Genomic DNA, 17,980 nt, shown 5'->3' with positions numbered 1-17,980 from the left:
CCTGGGAAACGTCCGGCCGTCAGGCCGCCGTGAGGGCGCTCAGGGCGAAGCGGACATCCACTACGCCCTCCACCGTGCAGACCGCGCGGGCGAGAAGCGGCACCAGCGTGCGGTCCCCGAGCGGACCCGTCACGGTGGCCACGCCCTCGACCACCTCGACATCCAGCGATTCGCAGCCCGGCAGCCGCGCGAGCACCTCCTCCCGGATCTCGCTGCGCAGGTCCTCGTCGGGGCGCAGGAAGACCTTCAGCAGGTCACCCCGGCTCACCACACCTCGCAGGACGCCCTCGTCGTCCACCACCGGCAGCCTCTTCACCCTGCGACGGGCCATGATCCGGGCCGCTTCGGCGAGGGGGGCGTCCGGGTGCACCGTCACGGCCGGCGCCGACATCAGGTCGGCCGCGCACGCACCGTCCCCGTCCTTCGAGGAGACTCTTCGGCGTTCCGCGGTCCGGCCACCGCTTGGCCGGCCCAGGCCCAGCAGATCGGCCTCGGAGACCACCCCCACCACGCGGCCGTCGCCCGCGAGTACCGGTACTGCGCTGACCTTCCACTCGGCCATGAGCCCGACCAGCTTCCGGAACGGCGCGTCCTGGCCCACCGCCACCGCGGCGTGGCTCATCACCTCGCCGACCGTGTGGAACGACGTGTTCGCCGTGTTCATACGGACACCTCCTCGATCGGCCGTCCCGCCGGTGGCGGCGGGAGGACACACGGCACTACGGCGTACGTCGGCTCCAAACGGGCTCGGTCCTGGCCCACTCGTGCTCCCACGAGGCCGCCCGGCATCGCTCGCAGACCCGATGCACCACCACGCCCGTCACGACGCCGGCGCCCGCGGTCCAGCTCGCCGCCCACACCCCGGTCGTCCACGCGCCGACGGTGATGTCGTGCGCGTCCGGGGGCGCCGCCGACAGTCGCTCGCGGTCGTCGAGCCACAGCCGGGTGCGGTCGCCTCGTTCGACGTCGGCCGGCAGCCGCGTCGACGCCGTGATCCGCCGTCCGTCGCCGTCGGTCCACCGGACCGTCACCGGCACGGTGGTCGTGCGGCCCGTCTCGTCGACGCGCACCGCGTCCCGCGCGGGGGCGACCACGACCTCGGCCACGACCCCATGGAGCTGTTCGCGCCGGACGGCGGCGAGCGCGCGCTCGTGGTCGGCCGAGGACCAGCCGGCCAAGACGCCCGCCAGGGGAGCGCACACGCAGACACCGCAGCCCAGCACTACGGCCAGCCGCGCCTCGACGACGTCGACTCGCCGGCGAAGCGGGCCCGGCCGCCACCGGGCGCGCAGCAGCGTCAAGGACACGGCGCGCTCACCTCGCCCCGGCGACCGCCAAGTCGTCCGCGACGGACTCGGCCCAGGCAGAGATCCGTTCCCTGTCCCGGAAGTCGCCGCCGCGTCCCTCGTCCAGGATGGCCTTGGCCATGCGCCCTCTCGCCCCGGCGCGCAGACTCCCGCCGAAGGTGATGTGGCTCCGGGCGCCGAGGGAGAGTTCGGCGCGGTGGGCGCCCGACACAGGCGGGATGTCGCGCTCACCCGCGGACGGGTCGAGTGGCCCGCTGCTGAACAGCCACACGGGACGCTCCCGGAGCTCGTGCCGGTGCCGCCGGCAGAAGCGGCGGGCATCGCGGTGCCAGCGGCCCATGTACAGGGCCCCGCCCACCACCACGGCGTCGTACCCGGCGAGCTCGGCCACCTCGCCCGGCGGCCGGACGTCGGCCTCCAGTCCCCGCCGGCGCAGCGTGCCAGCGATCATCTCGGCGATCTCGGCCGTGGACCCGTTCTTCGTGCCGTAGGCGACCAGTACGCGGTGCGTCATGGCGTCCACCTCCCTGACGACGAGTCTTCCGGCCCCGGCACGGTGGACGCAGAGCCGTTGGGACCCGTACGGCCGGGCCGCTCGGCCCTTTCCGGAGCGGGGGGCCGGACAGCCCTCGGGCCCGGCCCGAGTGACCCTTGCGGGTCTTCGCGGCCCGGCGCGACGGTCGAGGCAGACCGCCACGAGGAGGACGGCGCCATGAGCCACGCACCCGTCGCTCCGCCACCCCAGGGCCCGGACCCGCTGGAACCTCTCCCCGCGCTGCGGCGGGACCTCGGCACCGGCCCGGACGGGCTGTCCGCCCGGGAGGCCGCACGGCGCCTGGCGGTGCACGGACCCAACGAGGTCCCGGCCGGGGCGCGCATCCCCTTCCACCGCGAACTGACCGCCCAGCTCGCCCATCCGCTGGCCCTGCTGCTGTGGGCGGCCGCCGCACTGGCCTTCGTGGCCGGCACCCCTGTGCTGGGGTGGGCCGTCATCGCGGTGATCCTGGTGAACGCCGCCTTCGCCCTCCTCCAGGAGCGGCAGGCGGAACGGGCGGTGGAGACCCTGGCGCGCTTCCTGCCCGAGCAGGCCCGGGTGGTCCGCGACGGACGGCCCGCCACCGTCGAAGCCCGCACCCTGGTCCCCGGCGACCTCGTCGTCATCGAGGAAGGCGACCGCGTCCCGGCCGACGCCCGGCTGACCGAGGGCGGCGTCCAGGTCGACCTGTCCATGCTGACGGGGGAGTCCCAGCCCGCGGAACGCCTGGCCGGGCCTCCGCTGCCCGGCCTGCCGCTGTCCCGGGAACCCGACCTCGTCTTCAGCGGCACCACCTGCACCGGCGGCCTGGCCCGCGGCATCGTCTTCGCCACCGGTCGCCGGACCGAACTGGGACGCATCGCCGCGCTCAGCCAGCGCACCGAGCGCGACCGCAGCCCGCTGGAGGAGCAGGTCAAGAAGGTGGCCTGGCTGATCGCCGCCGCGGCGCTCGCCATGGGCGCCCTGTTCGTCGTCGTGGGCGTGCTGGTCGGGCTGCCGCCGGCCGACGCCCTGGTCTTCGCCATCGGTCTGCTGGTCGCCAATGTCCCCGAAGGACTGCTGCCGATCATCACCCTCGCCCTGGCCGTCGGCGTCCGCGCACTGGCCCGACAGGGCGCGGTGGTCAAACGCCTCAGCGCCGTGGAGACCCTCGGCTCCACCAGCGTCATCTGCACCGACAAGACCGGCACCCTGACCCGTAACTCCATGCGGCTCCAGAGTGTCTGGACGCCCCGGCACGGGGACCGGACAGGCCCCTGGACGACCCCGCTGGCGGCGGCCGTGGTCCGGTGCACCACCGTCACCCGCGACGAGGACGGCGCCTGGCACGGAGACCCCACCGAGGTCGCCCTCGTCCTCGGCGCCGCCCGGCACGGTGCCGCCGCCGACCCGACGGCCCGTGACGCCGAACGGCTGGTGCTGCACCGGTTCGACCCACGACTGCGCCTGATGTCCGTCGTCACGGCCCGGAATCCGCCGGGACCGCCGCTGGTGGTGACCAAGGGCGCCCCGGAAGCGGTGCTCGACCGGTTGCAGGACGGCTCGGAGCAGGCCGCCGCACGGGAGGCGGCGCGGTCGATGGCCCGGGCCGGCATGCGGGTCCTGGCCGTCGCCACCAGGGAGCTGCCCGGTACGGCGGACCCCGCCCGCCGGGAGGACGTGGAGCGGGACCTGGACCTCGCCGGCCTGGTCGGCCTGCACGATCCGCCGCGCCCGGGGGTGGCCGAGGCGGTGCGCCGATGCCACGAGGCGGGCATCCGGGTGCACGTCGTCACCGGCGACAACGGGGCCACCGCGGCGGCCGTCGCCCGCGAGGTGGGCATCGGCAGGCCCGACCTGTACGTCGTCGACGAGTCGGAGTCGGTCACCGACGAGGAGCTGGACGCCCTGCTGGGCCCGGACGACGGACCGGAGATCGTGTTCGCCCGCTCTGCCCCGGAAACGAAGCTGAAAGTGGCCGACACGCTGCGGGCCCACGGCCGGATCGTCGCCATGACCGGCGACGGCGTCAACGACGCCCCGGCCTTGCACCGGGCGCACATCGGCATCGCCATGGGACGCTCCGGCACCGACGTCGCCCGGGAGGCCGCCACCATGGTCCTCACCGACGACCACTTCGCCACCATCGTGACCGCCGTCGAGTCGGGCCGCCGGGTCTACGACAACGTCCGCAAGTTCATCGTCTACATCTTCGCCCACCTCACACCGGAGGTCGTACCCTTCCTCGTCTTCGCCCTCACCGCAGGCGCCGTTCCGCTGCCGCTCACCGTGCTGCAGATCCTCGCCATCGACCTGGGCACCGAGACCCTGCCCGCCCTGGCGCTGGGACGGGAACGCGCCGAGCCCGGCCTCATGCGCCGCCGCCCCCGGCCCCGCTCCCAGGGCGTGATCTCCCGCGACATGCTGGTCCGGAGCTGGGGCTACCTCGGCGCCGTCTCGGCCGCGCTGGCCATGCTGGCCTTCTTCTACGTGCTGTGGCGGGCCGGCTGGCACCCCGGCGCCCCCACCGGAGAGGGGCAGCCGCTGCACGACGCCTACGTCACCGCGACTACCGCCACCTTCGCCGCCATCGTGAGCTGCCAGATCGGCACCGCCTTCGCCGCCCGCACCGACCGCGCCTCACTGCGCGCCGTGGGCCTGTGGACCAATCCGCTGCTGCTGGCCGGCATCGCCTTCGAGCTCGCCTTCACCGCGGCCCTGATCTATCTGCCGCCCTTCCAGGGCGTCTTCGGCACCGCGCCCCTGCCGCTCGACGTGGTGCTGCTCGTGCTGGTCTTCCCGGTGCTGGTGTGGGGCACCGACGAGGTGCGCCGGGCCGTGCGCCGGCGCCGCCCGGCCCCCGGTCCTGACGCCGGTGGGACCCATGTGGCCCTGGCGGCCGGCCCCCGCATGGGCCAGCCTGAAGGGACGACCGCCCCGGCAGGGCGGGCCCCGGAACGGAGAAGCGGGGAGGACCGATGAGCCAGGAACACGCCACAGCCGACGCGGACCGACCGACCACCGTCTTCCTGCTGGACGACCACGAGGTGGTTCGGCGGGGCATTCACGACCTACTCGACGGCGAACCCGACCTGTCGATCGTGGGCGAGGCCGCCACCGCGGAACAGGCCCTGGCCCGTGTCCCCGCACTGCGCCCCGACGTCGCCGTGCTGGACGTACGCCTCCCCGATGGAGACGGCGTCGCCGTCTGCCGGGAACTCCGCTCCCGTCAGCCGGACCTCGCCTGCCTGATGCTCACCTCCTTCGACGACGAGGAAGCGCTGCTGGACGCCATCATGGCCGGGGCGTCGGGTTACGTCCTCAAGCAGATCACCGGTACCGACCTGGTGTCCGCCGTCCGCACCGTCGCCTCAGGTCAGTCCCTGCTCGACCCCGGAGCGACCGGCCGGGTCATGGCCCGGTTGCGCGCCGGTCCAGCCGACGAGGACGACGACGGCTACGCCTCCCTCACCGAGCGGGAGCGCTCCGTGCTGGAGCTGGTGGGGGAGGGGCTGACCAACCGGGAGATCAGCCGGCGCCTCTACATCTCGGAGAAGACGGTAAAAAACAACATCTCGCGCCTGCTGGCGAAACTGGGTGTCGAACGGCGCGTCCAGGCCGCCGTGATCGCCTCGCACCACACCCCCTCGGCGGACCACCACTCGAGGGCGGGCAGCGGCTGACCCGGTCGGCCGTCGAGCGGATGCCGCCCGCCGACCACCCGGGCTACGCTGGCACCGGAGACGAGCCGGCCGCCCGAAGGAAAGCCGTGAGTGCTCAGGAGCCCCTGCCCCCGGTGCCGCAACTGCGTCTGGACGAGCTGCTGGACGAGCTGCAGGTCCGCATCAACTCCGCGCGCGGCACCCGTGACCGGGTCCACAGCCTGCTCCAGGCGGTGGTCTCGGTAGGCAGCGGACTCGACCTCCACCAGGTCCTGCACCGCATCGCGGAGGCAGCCGCCTTCCTGGTCGACGCGGAGTACGCGGCGCTGGGCGTGATCGGTCCCGACGGGCGCACCCTGTCGCAGTTCCTCACCGTCGGCCTGTCCCACGAGGAGGTCGAGCGGATCGGCCATCTCCCGTCCGGCCACGGGCTGCTCGGCGAGCTCATCCGCAATCCCGAACCGCTGCGCCTGAGCGACATCAAACAGCACCCCGCTTCCTATGGCTTCCCCGCGCACCATCCGCCGATGAGGTCCTTCCTGGGAGTGCCCGTCCGGGTGCGGGACAAGGTCTACGGCAACCTCTACCTCACCGACAAGCGCGGGGGACGGGAGTTCGACGCGGAGGACGAGGCGGTCATCTCCACGCTCGCCGTAGCCGCCGGAGTGGCCGTCGACAACGCCCGCCTCTATGCCAGCGCCCGGCGCCGGCAGCAGTGGCTGCGCGCCAACGCGGAGGTGACCAGTAGTCTTCTCTCGGGCAGCCCGCGCGGCGAGGTGCTGGACCTCATCGCCCGCCGGGCCGGGGACATCGCCGGCGCCGCGCTGGCCGACGTGGCCGTGTGCCCGGCCGGCGAAGGCGGCGACCTCGTGGTGGAACTGGCGACCGGCGGAGACGCGCGGGCGCGGCGCGGCACGGTGATCGCCGACGGGACTCCGGCCGCGAGCGCCCTGCGCACCGGGACACCCGTGGCGGGCCCGCAGACCGAGGATCCCGCCGCTCCGGGACCGGGGCCCTCGATCGCCGTCCCTCTCGGCGACGGCCGGTCGCAGCGCGGCGGAGTGCTGCTCCTGACCCGCCCGGAGGGCGGAACCCCCTTCACGCCGGAGGAGACGGAGGCGCTCCTCACGTACGCCGGACAGGCCGCCCTCGCCCTGGAGCTCGCTGACCGCCGACGGGACGCCGAGCACCTCATCCTGCTGGAGGACCGCGACCGCATCGCCCGCGACCTGCACGACCTGGCCATCCAGCGGCTCTTCGCCACCGGTATGACCCTGCAGAGCGCCGCCCGGCTGGTCGAGCATCCCGGGGCCGTGGAACGCCTGGAACGAGCCGTCACCGATTTGGACGAGACGATCCGCATCATCCGGTCCACCATCTTCGGCCTGAGGGTCCACGACGAGCACAGCGGCGCGGGACTGCGCTCCCGCGCCACCGCGGCGGTCGGCGAGGCGGCCGCCGCGCTGGGGTTCCCCCCGCGCCTGAGCATGGAGGGCCTGCTGGACACGGACGTGCCCGCGCGGACGGCCGACGACATCATGGCCGCTCTCACCGAACTGCTCAGCAACGCGGCCCGGCACGCGCACGCCACTCGCGTGGACGTGCGCTTGCGCGCCTCAGCGGACGATGTCGAGCTCATCGTTTCCGACGACGGTCGGGGACTGCCCGCGGGATGCGAGCGCAGCGGACTGCACAATCTGGCGGAGCGCGCCGACAAGGCGGGCGGCGGCTTCCGCAGCGGCCCGGGCCCCGAGGGCGGCGCCCGCTTCGTCTGGCACGCGCCGCTGCAGCACACCGCCCGGACTGGGCCGGCGGATCGCCCCGGCGCACCGGACGTGCGGCCGGTCAGTTCAGCCGGTAGCCCACCACCAGCTCCGGGCGGATCCTGAGACGCGCCTCCGGGGACGTGCACGCGGGCTCCGCCCCGGTCCCGTCGGCCATCGTCCGGGCATACCCCGTCACGACGACGCTCCACCCGCGCGAGGTGGCCGGGTCGACGGCGTCCGCCTCGTAGGCCACCACGAGCGGCACGGAGAGCGCGGGCGCGGGCAGTACGTCCTGGCCGCCCCACAGCCGTACGACGAGGTCACCACTGTCCAGCTCATGCCGGGCCGGCCGGACGGCGGGCAGCGCGTGCTCGGTGAAGACGAGACGCCCCGAGGACGCACCCCCCAGCAGGAGCAGCGCCTCGTCCCGTCCGAGCCGGCGCAGGCGGCGCCCACCGGCGTCCTCGCGTTCCCGGGCGTTCTTCCAGTCCTTCATCGTCCTCGCCCTTCGGGAGCCGGGCCGCTGTGCACGGCGCGCCGCCCGCCCGTCGGACGGGATCCGGCCGGGATGCCCACCGGGCCGGTACCGCCGCTGCCCGCACCGCCATGCCGGCGCGCTAGGCGGGCGGCGGCGAAGGCCACCGCGCCCACGGCGAGAGCCCAGGCCCATTCCCGTCCCCCGAGCGCCGTCATGCCCAGCAGCCCGCGCAGCAGCGGAAGGTGGACCGCCGCGGCGCCGAGACCGGCCGAGACCGCGACGGCCACCGGCAGGAACGGGTTCGCACGGCTGAGCAGCCGGTCGCGCAGCCCGAGGACGACGCCCAGTTGCGCCATCAGCAGGGAGGCGAACAGCACGCTCTGCCAGGGCGCGCCCGACTCCCGTGCGAGCAGTGCCGCCGTGAGCGATCCGGCGGTGACCACTGCGGCCAGCGCCAGCAGGCGCTGCCACAGTCCGTCAGCCAGCACGTGCCGGTCCGGTGGACGGGGAGGCCGCCGCATGGCATTCGGCGACACCGGTTCCGCCCCCATGGCCACCCCGGTCAGCCCGTGCGTCAGCAGATTGATCCAGAGAATCTGCCCGGCGCCCAGCGGCAGCGGCAGGCCCAGCAGCGGTCCGACCAGCATGACCAGGATCTCGGCGGTGCCCCCGGCCAGGCCGTACAGCAGGAAGCGCCGCACGTTGTCGAAGACCCTGCGGCCCTCCTCCACGGCGCTCACCACGGTGGACAGCTCGTCGTCGGTCAGCACCAGGTCGGCGGCCTGCCGGGCGACCTCGGTGCCGCGGCCGCCCATGGCGACCCCGATGTCGGCCTGCCGCAGCGCGGGCCCGTCGTTGACCCCGTCGCCGGTCATGGCCGTCACCTGCCCGCGGGACTGCCAGGACCGGACGATGTCCAGCTTCTGCTCCGGGTCCGTGCGGGCGAAGACCCGCACCCGGGTCGGGTCGCCGACCCGGCCGGCGGCCAGGTCGGCCCCGGTCACGACCGAGTCCGCCGCGCCGTCGGCCACCAGGCCGACCCGCTGTGCCATCGCCGCGGCAGTCGCCGGATGGTCCCCCGTGATCAGCACCGGGGTGATGCCGGCGGCCCGGCAGGCGGCCAGCGTGCCGGCCGCCGCCGGCTTCGGCGGGTCGGCGAGCGCTACCAGCCCCAGCAGACGCAGACGCCGCTCGGCTCCGGCCACGGGATCGGGAACTTCGCCCACCGTGCCCGAGGCCGCCGCGAGGACCCGCAGACCCCGAGCCGCGAACGCGGCAGCCTCCTCGCGTACGTGGGCCACCAGCGGGGCCGGCTCGTCGAGCACCGCCGGGTCGAGCACCACCTCCGGGGCTCCCTTCAGACAGACCAGGAGCGATCCGTCCGGTGTCGAGTGCACCGTGGTCATCCGCTTGCGCAGGCTGTCGAAGGGCTCCTCGGCCCGCCGCGGGTACAGCGACGTGAGCTCCGCCCGCGAGGGGCAGCCGGCCGCGGCCGCGGCGGCGAGCAGGGCCGTCTCGGTCGGGTCGCCCAGGGCGGCAGTGCCGTCCTGCCCGGACTCCCGGCCGGCAGGTGTACCCGGCTCCGGCGATGGCGCCACCGCGTCGTTGCACAGCGCGGTCGTGGTCAGCAGCTGCCGGACGGCCGCGGAACCGGTCCCCGAGCCGAACGCCTGGTCCGGTGGGCGCGAGGGCCCCGTCCCGACGTGCTGGTGGGAGCCGTCCGGGGTCCACACCCGCTCGACGGCCATCCGGCCTTCGGTGATCGTTCCGGTCTTGTCCGTGGCCAGAACGGTGACGGAACCGAGCGTCTCCACCGCGGGCAGCCTGCGGACCAGCGCGTGACGGGCTGCCATCCGGCGGGCGCCAAGCGCGAGGGCCAGGGTGACGACCGCGGGGAGGGACTCTGGCACCGCGGCCACCGCGAGGCTTATCGCCGTCACCGACATGGTGGCCGGCGGCGTACCGCCCACCACGCCGAGCACGAACACCAGCAAGCACAGGACCAGCGTCACCAGGGCGAGCGTCCGGCCGAGGGCCGTCAGGTGGCGTTGGAGCGGAGTGGGCGGCGGCCTGGTGTCCAGCAGCCCGGCGACGCGGCCCAGCGCACTCGCCGCCCCCGTGCCGGTGACGACGGTGACTCCCCGCCCTCGGACCACCGTGGTTCCGGCCAGCAACCGCTGCTCCTCGGGCGATGCGGCGCACGTCGACTTGGCGACGGGCACGGACTCCCCGGTCACCATGGACTCGTCCACCAGCAGCCCGGCGCCCTCCACCAGCCGGCCGTCGGCTGGGACGACATCGCCCTCGGCCAGGACGCACACGTCACCCGGCACCACGGAGGCGGCGGCGACCTCCCTCAGTTCCCCGCCCCGCCGTACCCGTGCCGTCGGCGCGGACAGGGCGGACAGGGCGGCGATCGCATGGTCGGCCCGGACCTCCTGGACCACTCCCACGGTGGTGTTGACGACGATCACCACCGCGATGACGGTCGCGTCCGCGTGGTCCCCGATCGCCACGGTGAGGGCGACGGCCGCCAGGAGCACCGTCACCAGCGGATCGCGAAGCTGGGTCAGGACGCGGGTGTACAAGGGGGCGCCCGCTGGTGCGGCTACCTGATTCGGCCCGTACTCGGCCAGGCGGCGTGCGGCCTGCCGGTCGTCGAGGCCGGGGAACCCCCCTCCGTCCTGACGTGTCCGGGGGGCGCTGCTCTTGGCTGACACGGATACCTCCTGGTCCGGCACCGCGATGGCGGCCCGGCCGGACGCTCGTGGTCCGCCCTCCGCACCGGTCCGGCGGCCGGTGCGACGCGTGGCCCCCGCGTACGGGCGGGCCACCGGCCGAACCGGTCTCAAGGACCACGCTGCCATCGCGCCTCGGACCCTTGGCAGGGCCCTTCGGGCCGACGCCGGGGGCTGTCCGGTGCAGCCGGGTCTGGGACAGAGGCCTCGAAAGACCCTCCGGTCCCGGTCCGTCCGGCACCCGGCCCCGCGAACCGGTGCCACCCAGTCCTGCCGGCCGCACCTGCGGCGGCCCGACGCTGGAGGCGGCGCAACCCTGGTGCGACTGCGGAAGAACCGGTGACGACGACGTCCCGCTCACGTGTCGGACGCACCATCCCGCTGGCATCCACGCGCGCCGAAGTGCCGGACTACCCGGCCACCCTGCACATCGCGTATCCGGAACGCCATTTCGCGCGACTTGGTGCTGATCAAGTGGTGGCCGCCGGCCTCTCCCCACCCATGTGTGGTCGGCTTCTTCACCAGGGCCGCGCACGGACGAATACCCGCCCTTCCGCCTCGACCAGGGAGGCGCCGAGTCTCCCGCGTGTGAGGGCGCCGGCGCCTGGGTCGAGCCAGCGGATACGGGCGCCGGTCGCAGGCCGCTCGCCCGGCGCGGTGAGCGGCCGGTCAGCCCGGACACGAGCAGCCGGCTCCGGCGGCTTGCGCGTCCCGCGCGGAGCCGGCGCAACAGTCGTCGTCAGCGACCTGCTTCCGCGGGGCGCCCGCGTCGGCCTTGACGGTGTAGACCCCCTAGGGCTCGCGGCCGGGACCGGTCGCCCAGACCTTGTCCTGGACGGGCGTAGCAGCAGGACGTGCCCCGCTCCTCGACGGCGGCCAGGCCCGCCTCCCTGAGGCGATCGGTGCCGGCGGCGACCCCTCGGTGGTGGCCACCTCGATCCCGAGGTGGTCCAGGCGGGTGTCCTGTCCGGGCTCGCCCTCGATGAGGACGAGCTTCAGCGGGGGCTCCGCGACGGCGAAGTCGGCGTAGCCGGGACGGCGCTTGGCCGGCGACGCGCCCAGCAGCCGGGAGCAGAAGGCCACCGGTGGTTCCCGATGCTGACAGAGACGTCGTTTCCGTGACTGGCGGTGCGGGCTGTCCGGCGTGCGGCAGGGAGGCGCAGATGACGGTGGAACGCTCCTCGAACAAGGACGCGGTCGCTGTCGACCTGGCGTGCCGGTGGTGCCGACCCCATCTCAACGCTCCAGAGGAGATAGCGGCATCGGGCGCCGATGTGGGCCTGCGCTCTTGAGAGCGCACGACTCACCCTCTACGGCGACTACGAATCCTGAGCCACGGCCCGCTCCAGCCGGTCGTCGCGCGCGCCGCCGAGGACGACCTTGAGCGCTCCGGTGCGGTCGGCCCGGGAAAAGACGTCGTATGCCTCCTCCATCTCGCCGAGGTCGAAGCGGTGGGTGACCAGGGCGGCCGCCGCCGGCAGGCTGCCCGCCGCCATCATCCGCAGCAGCAGCGGGGTGGAGTAGGTGTCGACCAGTCCCGTAGTGATCGTCACGTCCTTCACCCACAGATCCTCCAGGTGGAGTGCGGCGGGCTTGCCGTGCACTCCGACATTCGCGACGCGTCCGCCGGGCCGCACCATCCGCGTGCACGCCTCGAACGACTCGGGCACGCCGACGGCCTCGACCGCGACATCGGCTCCCAGCCCGTCGGTCAGGTCCCGGACCAGCGCCTCCGGCGCGTCGTTCGCGCCGACCACGGCGTCCGCGCCCATCCCGCGCGCCGCTTCCAACCGGGTCTGGGCCAGGTCCACCGCGATGATCCGCGCCGGCGTGTACAGCCGGGCGGCGGCGATGGTCGCCAGCCCGATGGGCCCGGTGCCGACCACCACGACGGTGTCGCCCGGCCGGATCTGCCCGTTGAGCACCCCCACCTCGTACGCGGTGGGGAAGATGTCCGCCAGCAGCACAGCGTCCTCGTCCGGTACCGCGCTGGGCAATGGATGCACGGACAGATCGGCGAACGGAACGCGCACGTACTCGGCCTGGGTGCCGTCGATCAGATGGCCGAGAACCCAGCCTCCGCCTGCGCGGCACTGCCCGTAGCGGCCTTCCCGGCAAAAGCGGCAACGCCCGCACGAGCAGATGCAGGACACCAGCACCCGGTCTCCCGGCCTCACGGTCCGCACGTCGCTGCCGACGTCCACGACCTCTCCGACGGCCTCGTGGCCCAGCACCGTACCCGCACTCACCTCGGGCACGTCGCCCTTGAGGATGTGCAGATCGGTTCCGCAGATGGTGACGGCGCCCACCCTCACCACCGCGTCGGCGGGATCCTTGACCCCGGGGTCCGGGACGTCCTGCCAGGAGGCCCGGCCCGGGCCCTGGAACACCATTGCCTTCATGACGTCGTCCTTCCTGCTTGTGCTCCCCCGCCAGCGTGGACCCCGCAGCACCGCAACCGCTGGGGCCGTCCGGCCCCAGCGGGCAGCCGTCCGGCCCTGCTCACATCGGCCGAGCGGTGCGGGTCTGGAGCGATGCCCCGAAGAGCGGAGGACAGGGGGCCATAGGGGCCTCGCCCACGATCCGGCCAGCCCCGGCTGACCGGCGCGGGTCTGACCGGATCACCGAACGGGCCGATCGTCAGGGTTCGGCTACCCCATTCGGCTCTCACGGGGGCGGCAGACGGCAGCCACGCTGAAGGCGTGGGGCAGCGGAAGGAGTGGTCTTCATGGCGCGAGCCGTGGTGGTGGGAGTGGACGGATCCGCCGACAGCCTCCGAGCGGTCGACTGGGCCGCGGAGACGGCCGGCTGCCTGGGCCGCCCGCTCCACGTCGTGCACGCCGTCTCGGGGCATTCCCCACATGCCTACCGCGAAGCTGACGAGGCCGATCGGCTGCTGCGCGTGGCCGAGGCGCGCGCCCGGGCCGGTCGGACCGCGGACGAGGTGACCACCGCCACCGTCTACAGCGACCCCGACACCGCCCTGCTGAACGCCGCGGGCGACGCCTTCACGCTGGTCGTGGGCGCGCGCGGGAACGGAGATATGAAGGAACTCCTCGTCGGCTCCGTCGGACTGGCCGTCGCCGCCCGGGCACCCTGCCCCGTGGTCGTGGTCCGGGACACGAGCATGGCCACCGCGATCCGCGGCGCCCGACTTCTGCTGGGCGTCGAGGACACCTCCGCGGGCGGCGGCGCGGTCCGCTTCGCCTTCGCCCTCGCCGGGGCGTGCGGCGGCGTCATCGACGCCGTCTCGGCCTGGCACCGCACCCCCCGGACGAAGATCAGCGCCGTGCTCGACCTTCCCCGCCACCCCGAACTGGCCGCACAGCATGCCGAAGAGGACCTGCGCGCCGCCCTCGCCGAAGAGCGGACCCGGCATGCCGCCGTCGAGGTGCACACGAGGGTTGCGGAAGGACCGGCCCGCGACGTCCTCCTCAAGGCATCCGAGACCGCCGACCTGCTGGTGGTCGGCGCGGAGGCGAGGCCGTCCCGGACGGGCCTCTACCTCGGCCGCGTCAACCACGCGCTCCTGCACCACGTGCGCTGCCCGGTGGCCATCGTGCCGGGCGACCGGTGATCTCGTCCGCCGGACGCCCCACTGCCCCCGCAAGGCGGCGCGCCGGGGCGGGCACCGAACACTGCGCGCGGGCCCGCTGGCGAGGGCTTGCGCCGGTCAGCGCGCCGGGCCCGCTACAACGTGACGCCCGGGCTGCGCCGCGACGATCTCCTCGCCGTGCGCCGCCCCGCTGAGGCCGCGGTGTGGTGGAGCGCCGAGGACACGGTGTGAGCGCCGGGCCCGACGACGTGGTGGTTCGCGCGGGAGTGCCCGTACTTGCCGTCGGGCTCCACGCCCACGACCACGGTGCACGGGTCCGCGTGGCCGAACGGGACCCGGTGGCGCTCCGGCCCTCTCGGGCCCTGATCGTGCACCCGCGCTGCCGCCCCGGGGCGGAGAGAGAGGACCGGTCGTCCCCGGCTCGGACCCGGGTGGCCCTTTTGGCCCTGCGGCTGTGCGAACCAGGCTGGTGGCGAGGTCCGGAGCCCGTCCGGGACGGCCCTCACCTGCTGGCCGCCGCCAGGAGCGGCGGGCCATCCCCTCGGGAGGCGACATGCACCACCGAACGGTCGACGAGCTGATGACCAGGAAGGTCGCGCGGGCGAGGCCCGACACGCCGTTCAAAGAACTGGTCAGGCTGCTGGAGGAGAACGACGTCACCGCCGTGCCGGTGGTGGACGACCTGGACCGCCCGCTCGGCGTGGTGTCCGAGGCCGACCTGCTGCGCAAAAGCACGGACCAGGCCGACCCCTCGGGCCGGACGCTGATGCCGCATCTGGAGGCGTGGGAGCGGGCCAAGGCTGAGGGGAGTCGGGCCGAGGAGCTGATGTCCGCGCCCGCGATCTGCGCGCGACCGGAGTGGACCGTGGTCGAGGCGGCCCGTCTCATGGAGACCCAACAGGTCAAGCGGCTTCCCGTAGTGGACGAGGCGGATCGGCTTGTCGGTATCGTCAGCCGCGGCGACCTACTGCGGGTCTTCCTGCGCCGCGACGAGGCGATTCAGGAGGAGATCACCGGAGACGTGCTGCTCCGCACCCTGGGACTGGGCCCGCGAGACGTACGAGCGGAGGTGCGCGACGGCAGGGTCACCCTCACCGGGACCGTCGGACACCGCAGTCTCGTCGCCGTCGTCCAGCAGTTGTGCCGTGGGGTCGATGGGGTCGTCTCTGTCTCCGACGACCTCGCCTACCGGACGGACGACACCCGCGTCGCATCCGCCGGTGCCTGAGGGAACGAGTCCCGGCGTCCACCCGACCGGACGGATGCCCCGCATCGGGCGCGCCCCAGGAAGCGAGGGGGCGGCAGTCATGCCCGCTACCGGATCGGCGTGGGAGCCGCCGGACAGTTCCGCGGACGACACGGGCCAGAGCCCACCGGCCACTCGTCCGGAGGCGACGGGCGGCTCTGTGTGCGCGCACCTCGATGACGAGATCGTGGTAGGGGGATCCACGGCCGGAACCGTCGTGCGGGACGCTGAGATTGTCGGGCTCCACCACCCCGACGGCACTCCGCCCTATGACGTGCGGCGGGCCGACGACGGACGGATCACGTTGTACTTCCCCGGCCCTGACGTCTTCGTCAGACACCTCTCGCCGACGCCGCGGAACCCCTCCAGCGTCCGCTGACTGGTGCGGCGACCGCCGGACGATTCTCCGGAGCCGGCAAGGCCGGAACCCGGCGCCGTACCGCGATCCCGTTACCGCACCGGGGCATGCGAACCGCCCCGACCGGCTCGCCGCCGGGTACCGAGCGGCCCTACCGAGGCCGGTGACGCTGGTGGTGTGCTGACGGTGGCGGGAGGACCGCCGGGAGCGCGGAGAGGCGGCCGGCGTACCGCACGATCAGCAGATCCGCCGGGAGAAGGCGGATGACGGCCCTCCCCGCACGAGCCGGCGCCGTTCCGGCAGAGCGGGAACGGGCACGACGTCCCTGCCGAGACGCCGTGCGGCGCTGGTGCCGGCCACCGTACGCCGCACGCGCCATACCACGAAGGGAGCCGGTGCGATGACTACCTCCACCACCTTGAGGGCCGCCCTGGAGCCCGGATACCGCGAACGGCTCATGGACTTCGCCCGGGAGGTGTCCTTCGACGCCGGTCAGCGCCTATTCGAGGAGGGGCGCCACGCCGACCGCTTCTGGGTCGTGCGTACCGGTACCGTCGCCCTTGACCTGCACGTTCCCGGCCGTCGGCCTCTCGCCGTGGAGACCCTCAGGTACGGTGAACTCGTCGGCTGGTCCTGGCACTTCCCGCCATATGTCTGGCACCTGGGGGCCGAGGCGATGAGCCCGGTGCGAGCCTGGGAGCTGGCGGCCAAGCCGGTGCTCGCGGCCTGTGCCGCGGACCCCGCGTTCGGCCGGGCCGTCGCCGTCTGGGTGGGGCGGGTGGTCGCCCAGCGGCTGCACGCCTCGCGCATCCGCCTCCTCGACCTCTACGCCCCCTACGGCAGCGGAGGGTTCGGCTGACCGTACGAAGTCGGACGCGCCCGCCTCGGCGTCTACCTCCGGTCGCTCACCGTCCGCCTTGCCCGCGCCCGCCGTACCGAGGCGGCGACCCGGCCGGTCAGCTCCGGCAGCGCCGACCACACCGCCGGGCCGAGCTCCGCCCCAGGCCGGCGCCCTCCACCTCCACGGCGTTCACCACCACGTCCGGAGGCAGCTTGCCCAGGGCCTCCGCCGAGGCGAGGCACGCCCCGAGCCCAAGGGCATACGTACATGCCGCCCCCGCCGCCCCGCACATCGCCTCCGCCGCTGAGAAAGTGTGCAGGTGCCCTGGTCGTGCCGGACGCAGCAGCACCGCCTCCACCACGACCAGCGCGTCCGCGCCCCGCCACAGCTCCAGCATGCGCGCCGGGTCCCCGTCGCAGACCGCCAGGACGGTGGCGGCGAGCACCTCGCCCCGCAGGTCCCGCACGGCCGCCGGGCCCGCCCCGTCATCGCCGCGCAGCGGGTTGCCCGCGCCGAGCACCACGACCCGGCGGTTCACCGGCGTACCACCGTGAGATCCAGGAAGTGGGCGGCGCACGAGATGCAGGGGCCGTAGTTGCGGACGGCCCGTTCGCTCAGCCCGGTGACCTCCTCGTCGCCCCCGCCGGACCCGGACCGATCCCGTCGCCGCCGGGCTCGGGCATCACCCCCCCCGCGGGGGTAGCTCCCAGCGGCTAGGTCCTGTCCGGCGGATCACGGCAGAAGCCAGAGCCGGATCGCTGCGGCGGTGACGGTGCCGTGGAAGACGTAGGCCTCCTGTCGTAACGACTGGCGACCGCGCGGGAGTTCTTGAGCCAGTTGATGGCCTTCTTTGCGGCGGCGGTTGGCCCGTTGGTCCTTCGGTTCCGGAATTCTGTGCCGGATGTGGCGTCTTCGCAGGTAGCGGCGGTAGCGGCGGTAGCGGCGGTAGCGGCGGGAGCTGTATGCCTTGTAGCCACTGACGTGGTCGGGCCGGGTTCGGGGCCGTCCGCCCAGCGGCCTGAGGACCCGGAGCCGATACAAGACCTTGACCATCTGTGGGGCGTCGCCCCACTGGTCGGGCGTGAGCAGAAGGGCCATGGGGCGGCAGCCACCCTCGCCCGCGAGGTCGATCTTGCCGGTCAGGCCGCTCCGGGGCCGTCCGAGCCCCTCGTCGGTGCGGTGGTGCCGGAGTGTTGTCCTCTTCGGCGACGAACGCCTCGCCGCCACCCTGACCGCCACCGGGAACCTCCCCGCTGCCGACACCCTCGACCGCCTCCACCGCGAGATGACCGACCACACCGGCCACCACGCCGTCGACGACACCGCTCTGATGCTCCTCCGTCTCCACCCCCGCCCCTGAGCCGGCCCGACGGAGAGTCCCTGGATGACAACGCGCCCCTCACCTGCCAGGACCAGCCCCAACGACGAAATGCATCCCGGCCACCACCCCACTCAGCCGGCGGCCCATGCGAGTCCGAGGACGGCGAGCGCGGCGAGACGCTCCGCGCTCAGTC

At 74.0% G+C, this 17,980-nt stretch carries 15 protein-coding genes and 2 pseudogenes; 8 read left to right on the top strand and 9 right to left on the bottom strand.

Going from position 1 to position 17,980, the window contains the following annotated elements:
- Nucleotides 1-19 precede the first annotated feature (19 nt).
- The 3 genes from C6N75_RS02430 to C6N75_RS02420 are packed head-to-tail and all read right to left on the bottom strand — an operon-like array spanning nt 20 to nt 1,821.
- The gene (locus C6N75_RS02430; protein ID WP_105867164.1) at nt 20-664 is read right to left on the bottom strand and encodes a CBS domain-containing protein; all 645 of its coding nucleotides are present in this window, start codon (nt 662-664) and stop codon (nt 20-22) included.
- A 55-nt stretch (nt 665-719) separates the two neighbouring features.
- Nucleotides 720-1,307, bottom strand: a complete 588-nt coding sequence (locus C6N75_RS02425; RefSeq protein WP_105867163.1) for an Rv1733c family protein — start codon at nt 1,305-1,307, stop codon at nt 720-722.
- Between the two features lie 7 nt (nt 1,308-1,314).
- On the bottom strand, nt 1,315-1,821 hold the full coding sequence (locus C6N75_RS02420; protein ID WP_105867185.1) for a flavodoxin domain-containing protein: 507 nt from the start codon (nt 1,819-1,821) through the stop codon (nt 1,315-1,317).
- A 198-nt stretch (nt 1,822-2,019) separates the two neighbouring features.
- On the opposite strand from C6N75_RS02420, the gene C6N75_RS02415 reads away from it, so the two are divergent.
- The 3 genes from C6N75_RS02415 to C6N75_RS02405 all read left to right on the top strand — a co-directional run bounded on the left by C6N75_RS02415 (nt 2,020) and on the right by C6N75_RS02405 (nt 7,372).
- Entirely contained in the window at nt 2,020-4,803 is a 2,784-nt protein-coding gene (locus C6N75_RS02415) for a cation-translocating P-type ATPase (protein WP_105867162.1), read from the top strand.
- Nucleotides 4,800-5,504, top strand: a complete 705-nt coding sequence (locus tag C6N75_RS02410; protein WP_105867161.1) for a response regulator — start codon at nt 4,800-4,802, stop codon at nt 5,502-5,504. The genes C6N75_RS02415 and C6N75_RS02410 overlap by 4 nt, the downstream gene beginning before the upstream one ends.
- An 86-nt stretch (nt 5,505-5,590) precedes the next feature.
- A complete protein-coding gene (locus C6N75_RS02405; protein WP_258177181.1) occupies nt 5,591-7,372 on the top strand; it encodes a sensor histidine kinase in 1,782 nt (593 codons plus the stop codon).
- Here the strand turns inward: C6N75_RS02405 and C6N75_RS02400 are convergent.
- From C6N75_RS02400 to C6N75_RS02385, 4 genes and pseudogenes are all read right to left on the bottom strand, one after another.
- Nucleotides 7,329-7,745 (bottom strand): pyridoxamine 5'-phosphate oxidase family protein, encoded by a 417-nt coding sequence (locus tag C6N75_RS02400; RefSeq protein ID WP_105867159.1) that lies wholly within the window; start codon nt 7,743-7,745, stop codon nt 7,329-7,331. The genes C6N75_RS02405 and C6N75_RS02400 overlap by 44 nt on opposite strands.
- A complete protein-coding gene (locus tag C6N75_RS02395; RefSeq protein WP_258177180.1) occupies nt 7,742-10,447 on the bottom strand; it encodes a cation-translocating P-type ATPase in 2,706 nt (901 codons plus the stop codon). Before C6N75_RS02395 ends, C6N75_RS02400 begins: the two co-directional genes overlap by 4 nt.
- Nucleotides 10,448-11,134: 687 nt before the next feature.
- Nucleotides 11,135-11,548, bottom strand: a pseudogene (locus C6N75_RS02390) (ArsI/CadI family heavy metal resistance metalloenzyme).
- A gap of 236 nt (nt 11,549-11,784) precedes the next feature.
- Nucleotides 11,785-12,867, bottom strand: a complete 1,083-nt coding sequence (locus C6N75_RS02385) for an alcohol dehydrogenase catalytic domain-containing protein (RefSeq protein WP_105867157.1) — start codon at nt 12,865-12,867, stop codon at nt 11,785-11,787.
- Nucleotides 12,868-13,193: 326 nt separating this feature from the next.
- On the opposite strand from C6N75_RS02385, the gene C6N75_RS02380 reads away from it, so the two are divergent.
- From C6N75_RS02380 to C6N75_RS02360, 5 genes are all read left to right on the top strand, one after another.
- On the top strand, nt 13,194-14,042 hold the full coding sequence (locus C6N75_RS02380) for a universal stress protein (RefSeq protein ID WP_105867156.1): 849 nt from the start codon (nt 13,194-13,196) through the stop codon (nt 14,040-14,042).
- 87 nt (nt 14,043-14,129) lie between these two features.
- On the top strand, nt 14,130-14,252 hold the full coding sequence (locus C6N75_RS31235) for a hypothetical protein (RefSeq protein WP_258177179.1): 123 nt from the start codon (nt 14,130-14,132) through the stop codon (nt 14,250-14,252).
- Between the two features lie 322 nt (nt 14,253-14,574).
- Nucleotides 14,575-15,249, top strand: coding sequence for a CBS domain-containing protein (locus C6N75_RS02370; RefSeq protein ID WP_105867154.1), 675 nt, complete (start codon nt 14,575-14,577; stop codon nt 15,247-15,249).
- Complete coding sequence (locus tag C6N75_RS02365) at nt 15,176-15,646, top strand: DUF1918 domain-containing protein (protein WP_322888024.1); 471 nt, start codon at nt 15,176-15,178, stop codon at nt 15,644-15,646. The genes C6N75_RS02370 and C6N75_RS02365 overlap by 74 nt, the downstream gene beginning before the upstream one ends.
- 379 nt (nt 15,647-16,025) lie before the next feature.
- Entirely contained in the window at nt 16,026-16,484 is a 459-nt protein-coding gene (locus C6N75_RS02360) for a cyclic nucleotide-binding domain-containing protein (protein WP_105867152.1), read from the top strand.
- Between the two features lie 97 nt (nt 16,485-16,581).
- On the opposite strand, the gene C6N75_RS02355 is transcribed toward C6N75_RS02360, so the two are convergent.
- Both C6N75_RS02355 and C6N75_RS02350 read right to left on the bottom strand, forming a co-directional pair.
- The gene (locus C6N75_RS02355; protein WP_258177178.1) at nt 16,582-17,004 is read right to left on the bottom strand and encodes a hydrogenase maturation protease; all 423 of its coding nucleotides are present in this window, start codon (nt 17,002-17,004) and stop codon (nt 16,582-16,584) included.
- Nucleotides 17,005-17,198: 194 nt separating this feature from the next.
- Nucleotides 17,199-17,771 (bottom strand): annotated as a pseudogene (locus C6N75_RS02350) (IS5/IS1182 family transposase); the annotation flags it as partial.
- Between the last annotated feature and the right edge of the window lie 209 nt (nt 17,772-17,980).

The sequence above is a fragment of the Streptomyces solincola genome (genome assembly GCF_002982015.1).
Taxonomy (GTDB): domain Bacteria; phylum Actinomycetota; class Actinomycetes; order Streptomycetales; family Streptomycetaceae; genus Streptomyces; species Streptomyces solincola.
The sequence above is the reverse complement of the archived record's forward strand: the minus strand, read 5'-3'. Positions and strand labels throughout refer to the sequence as shown.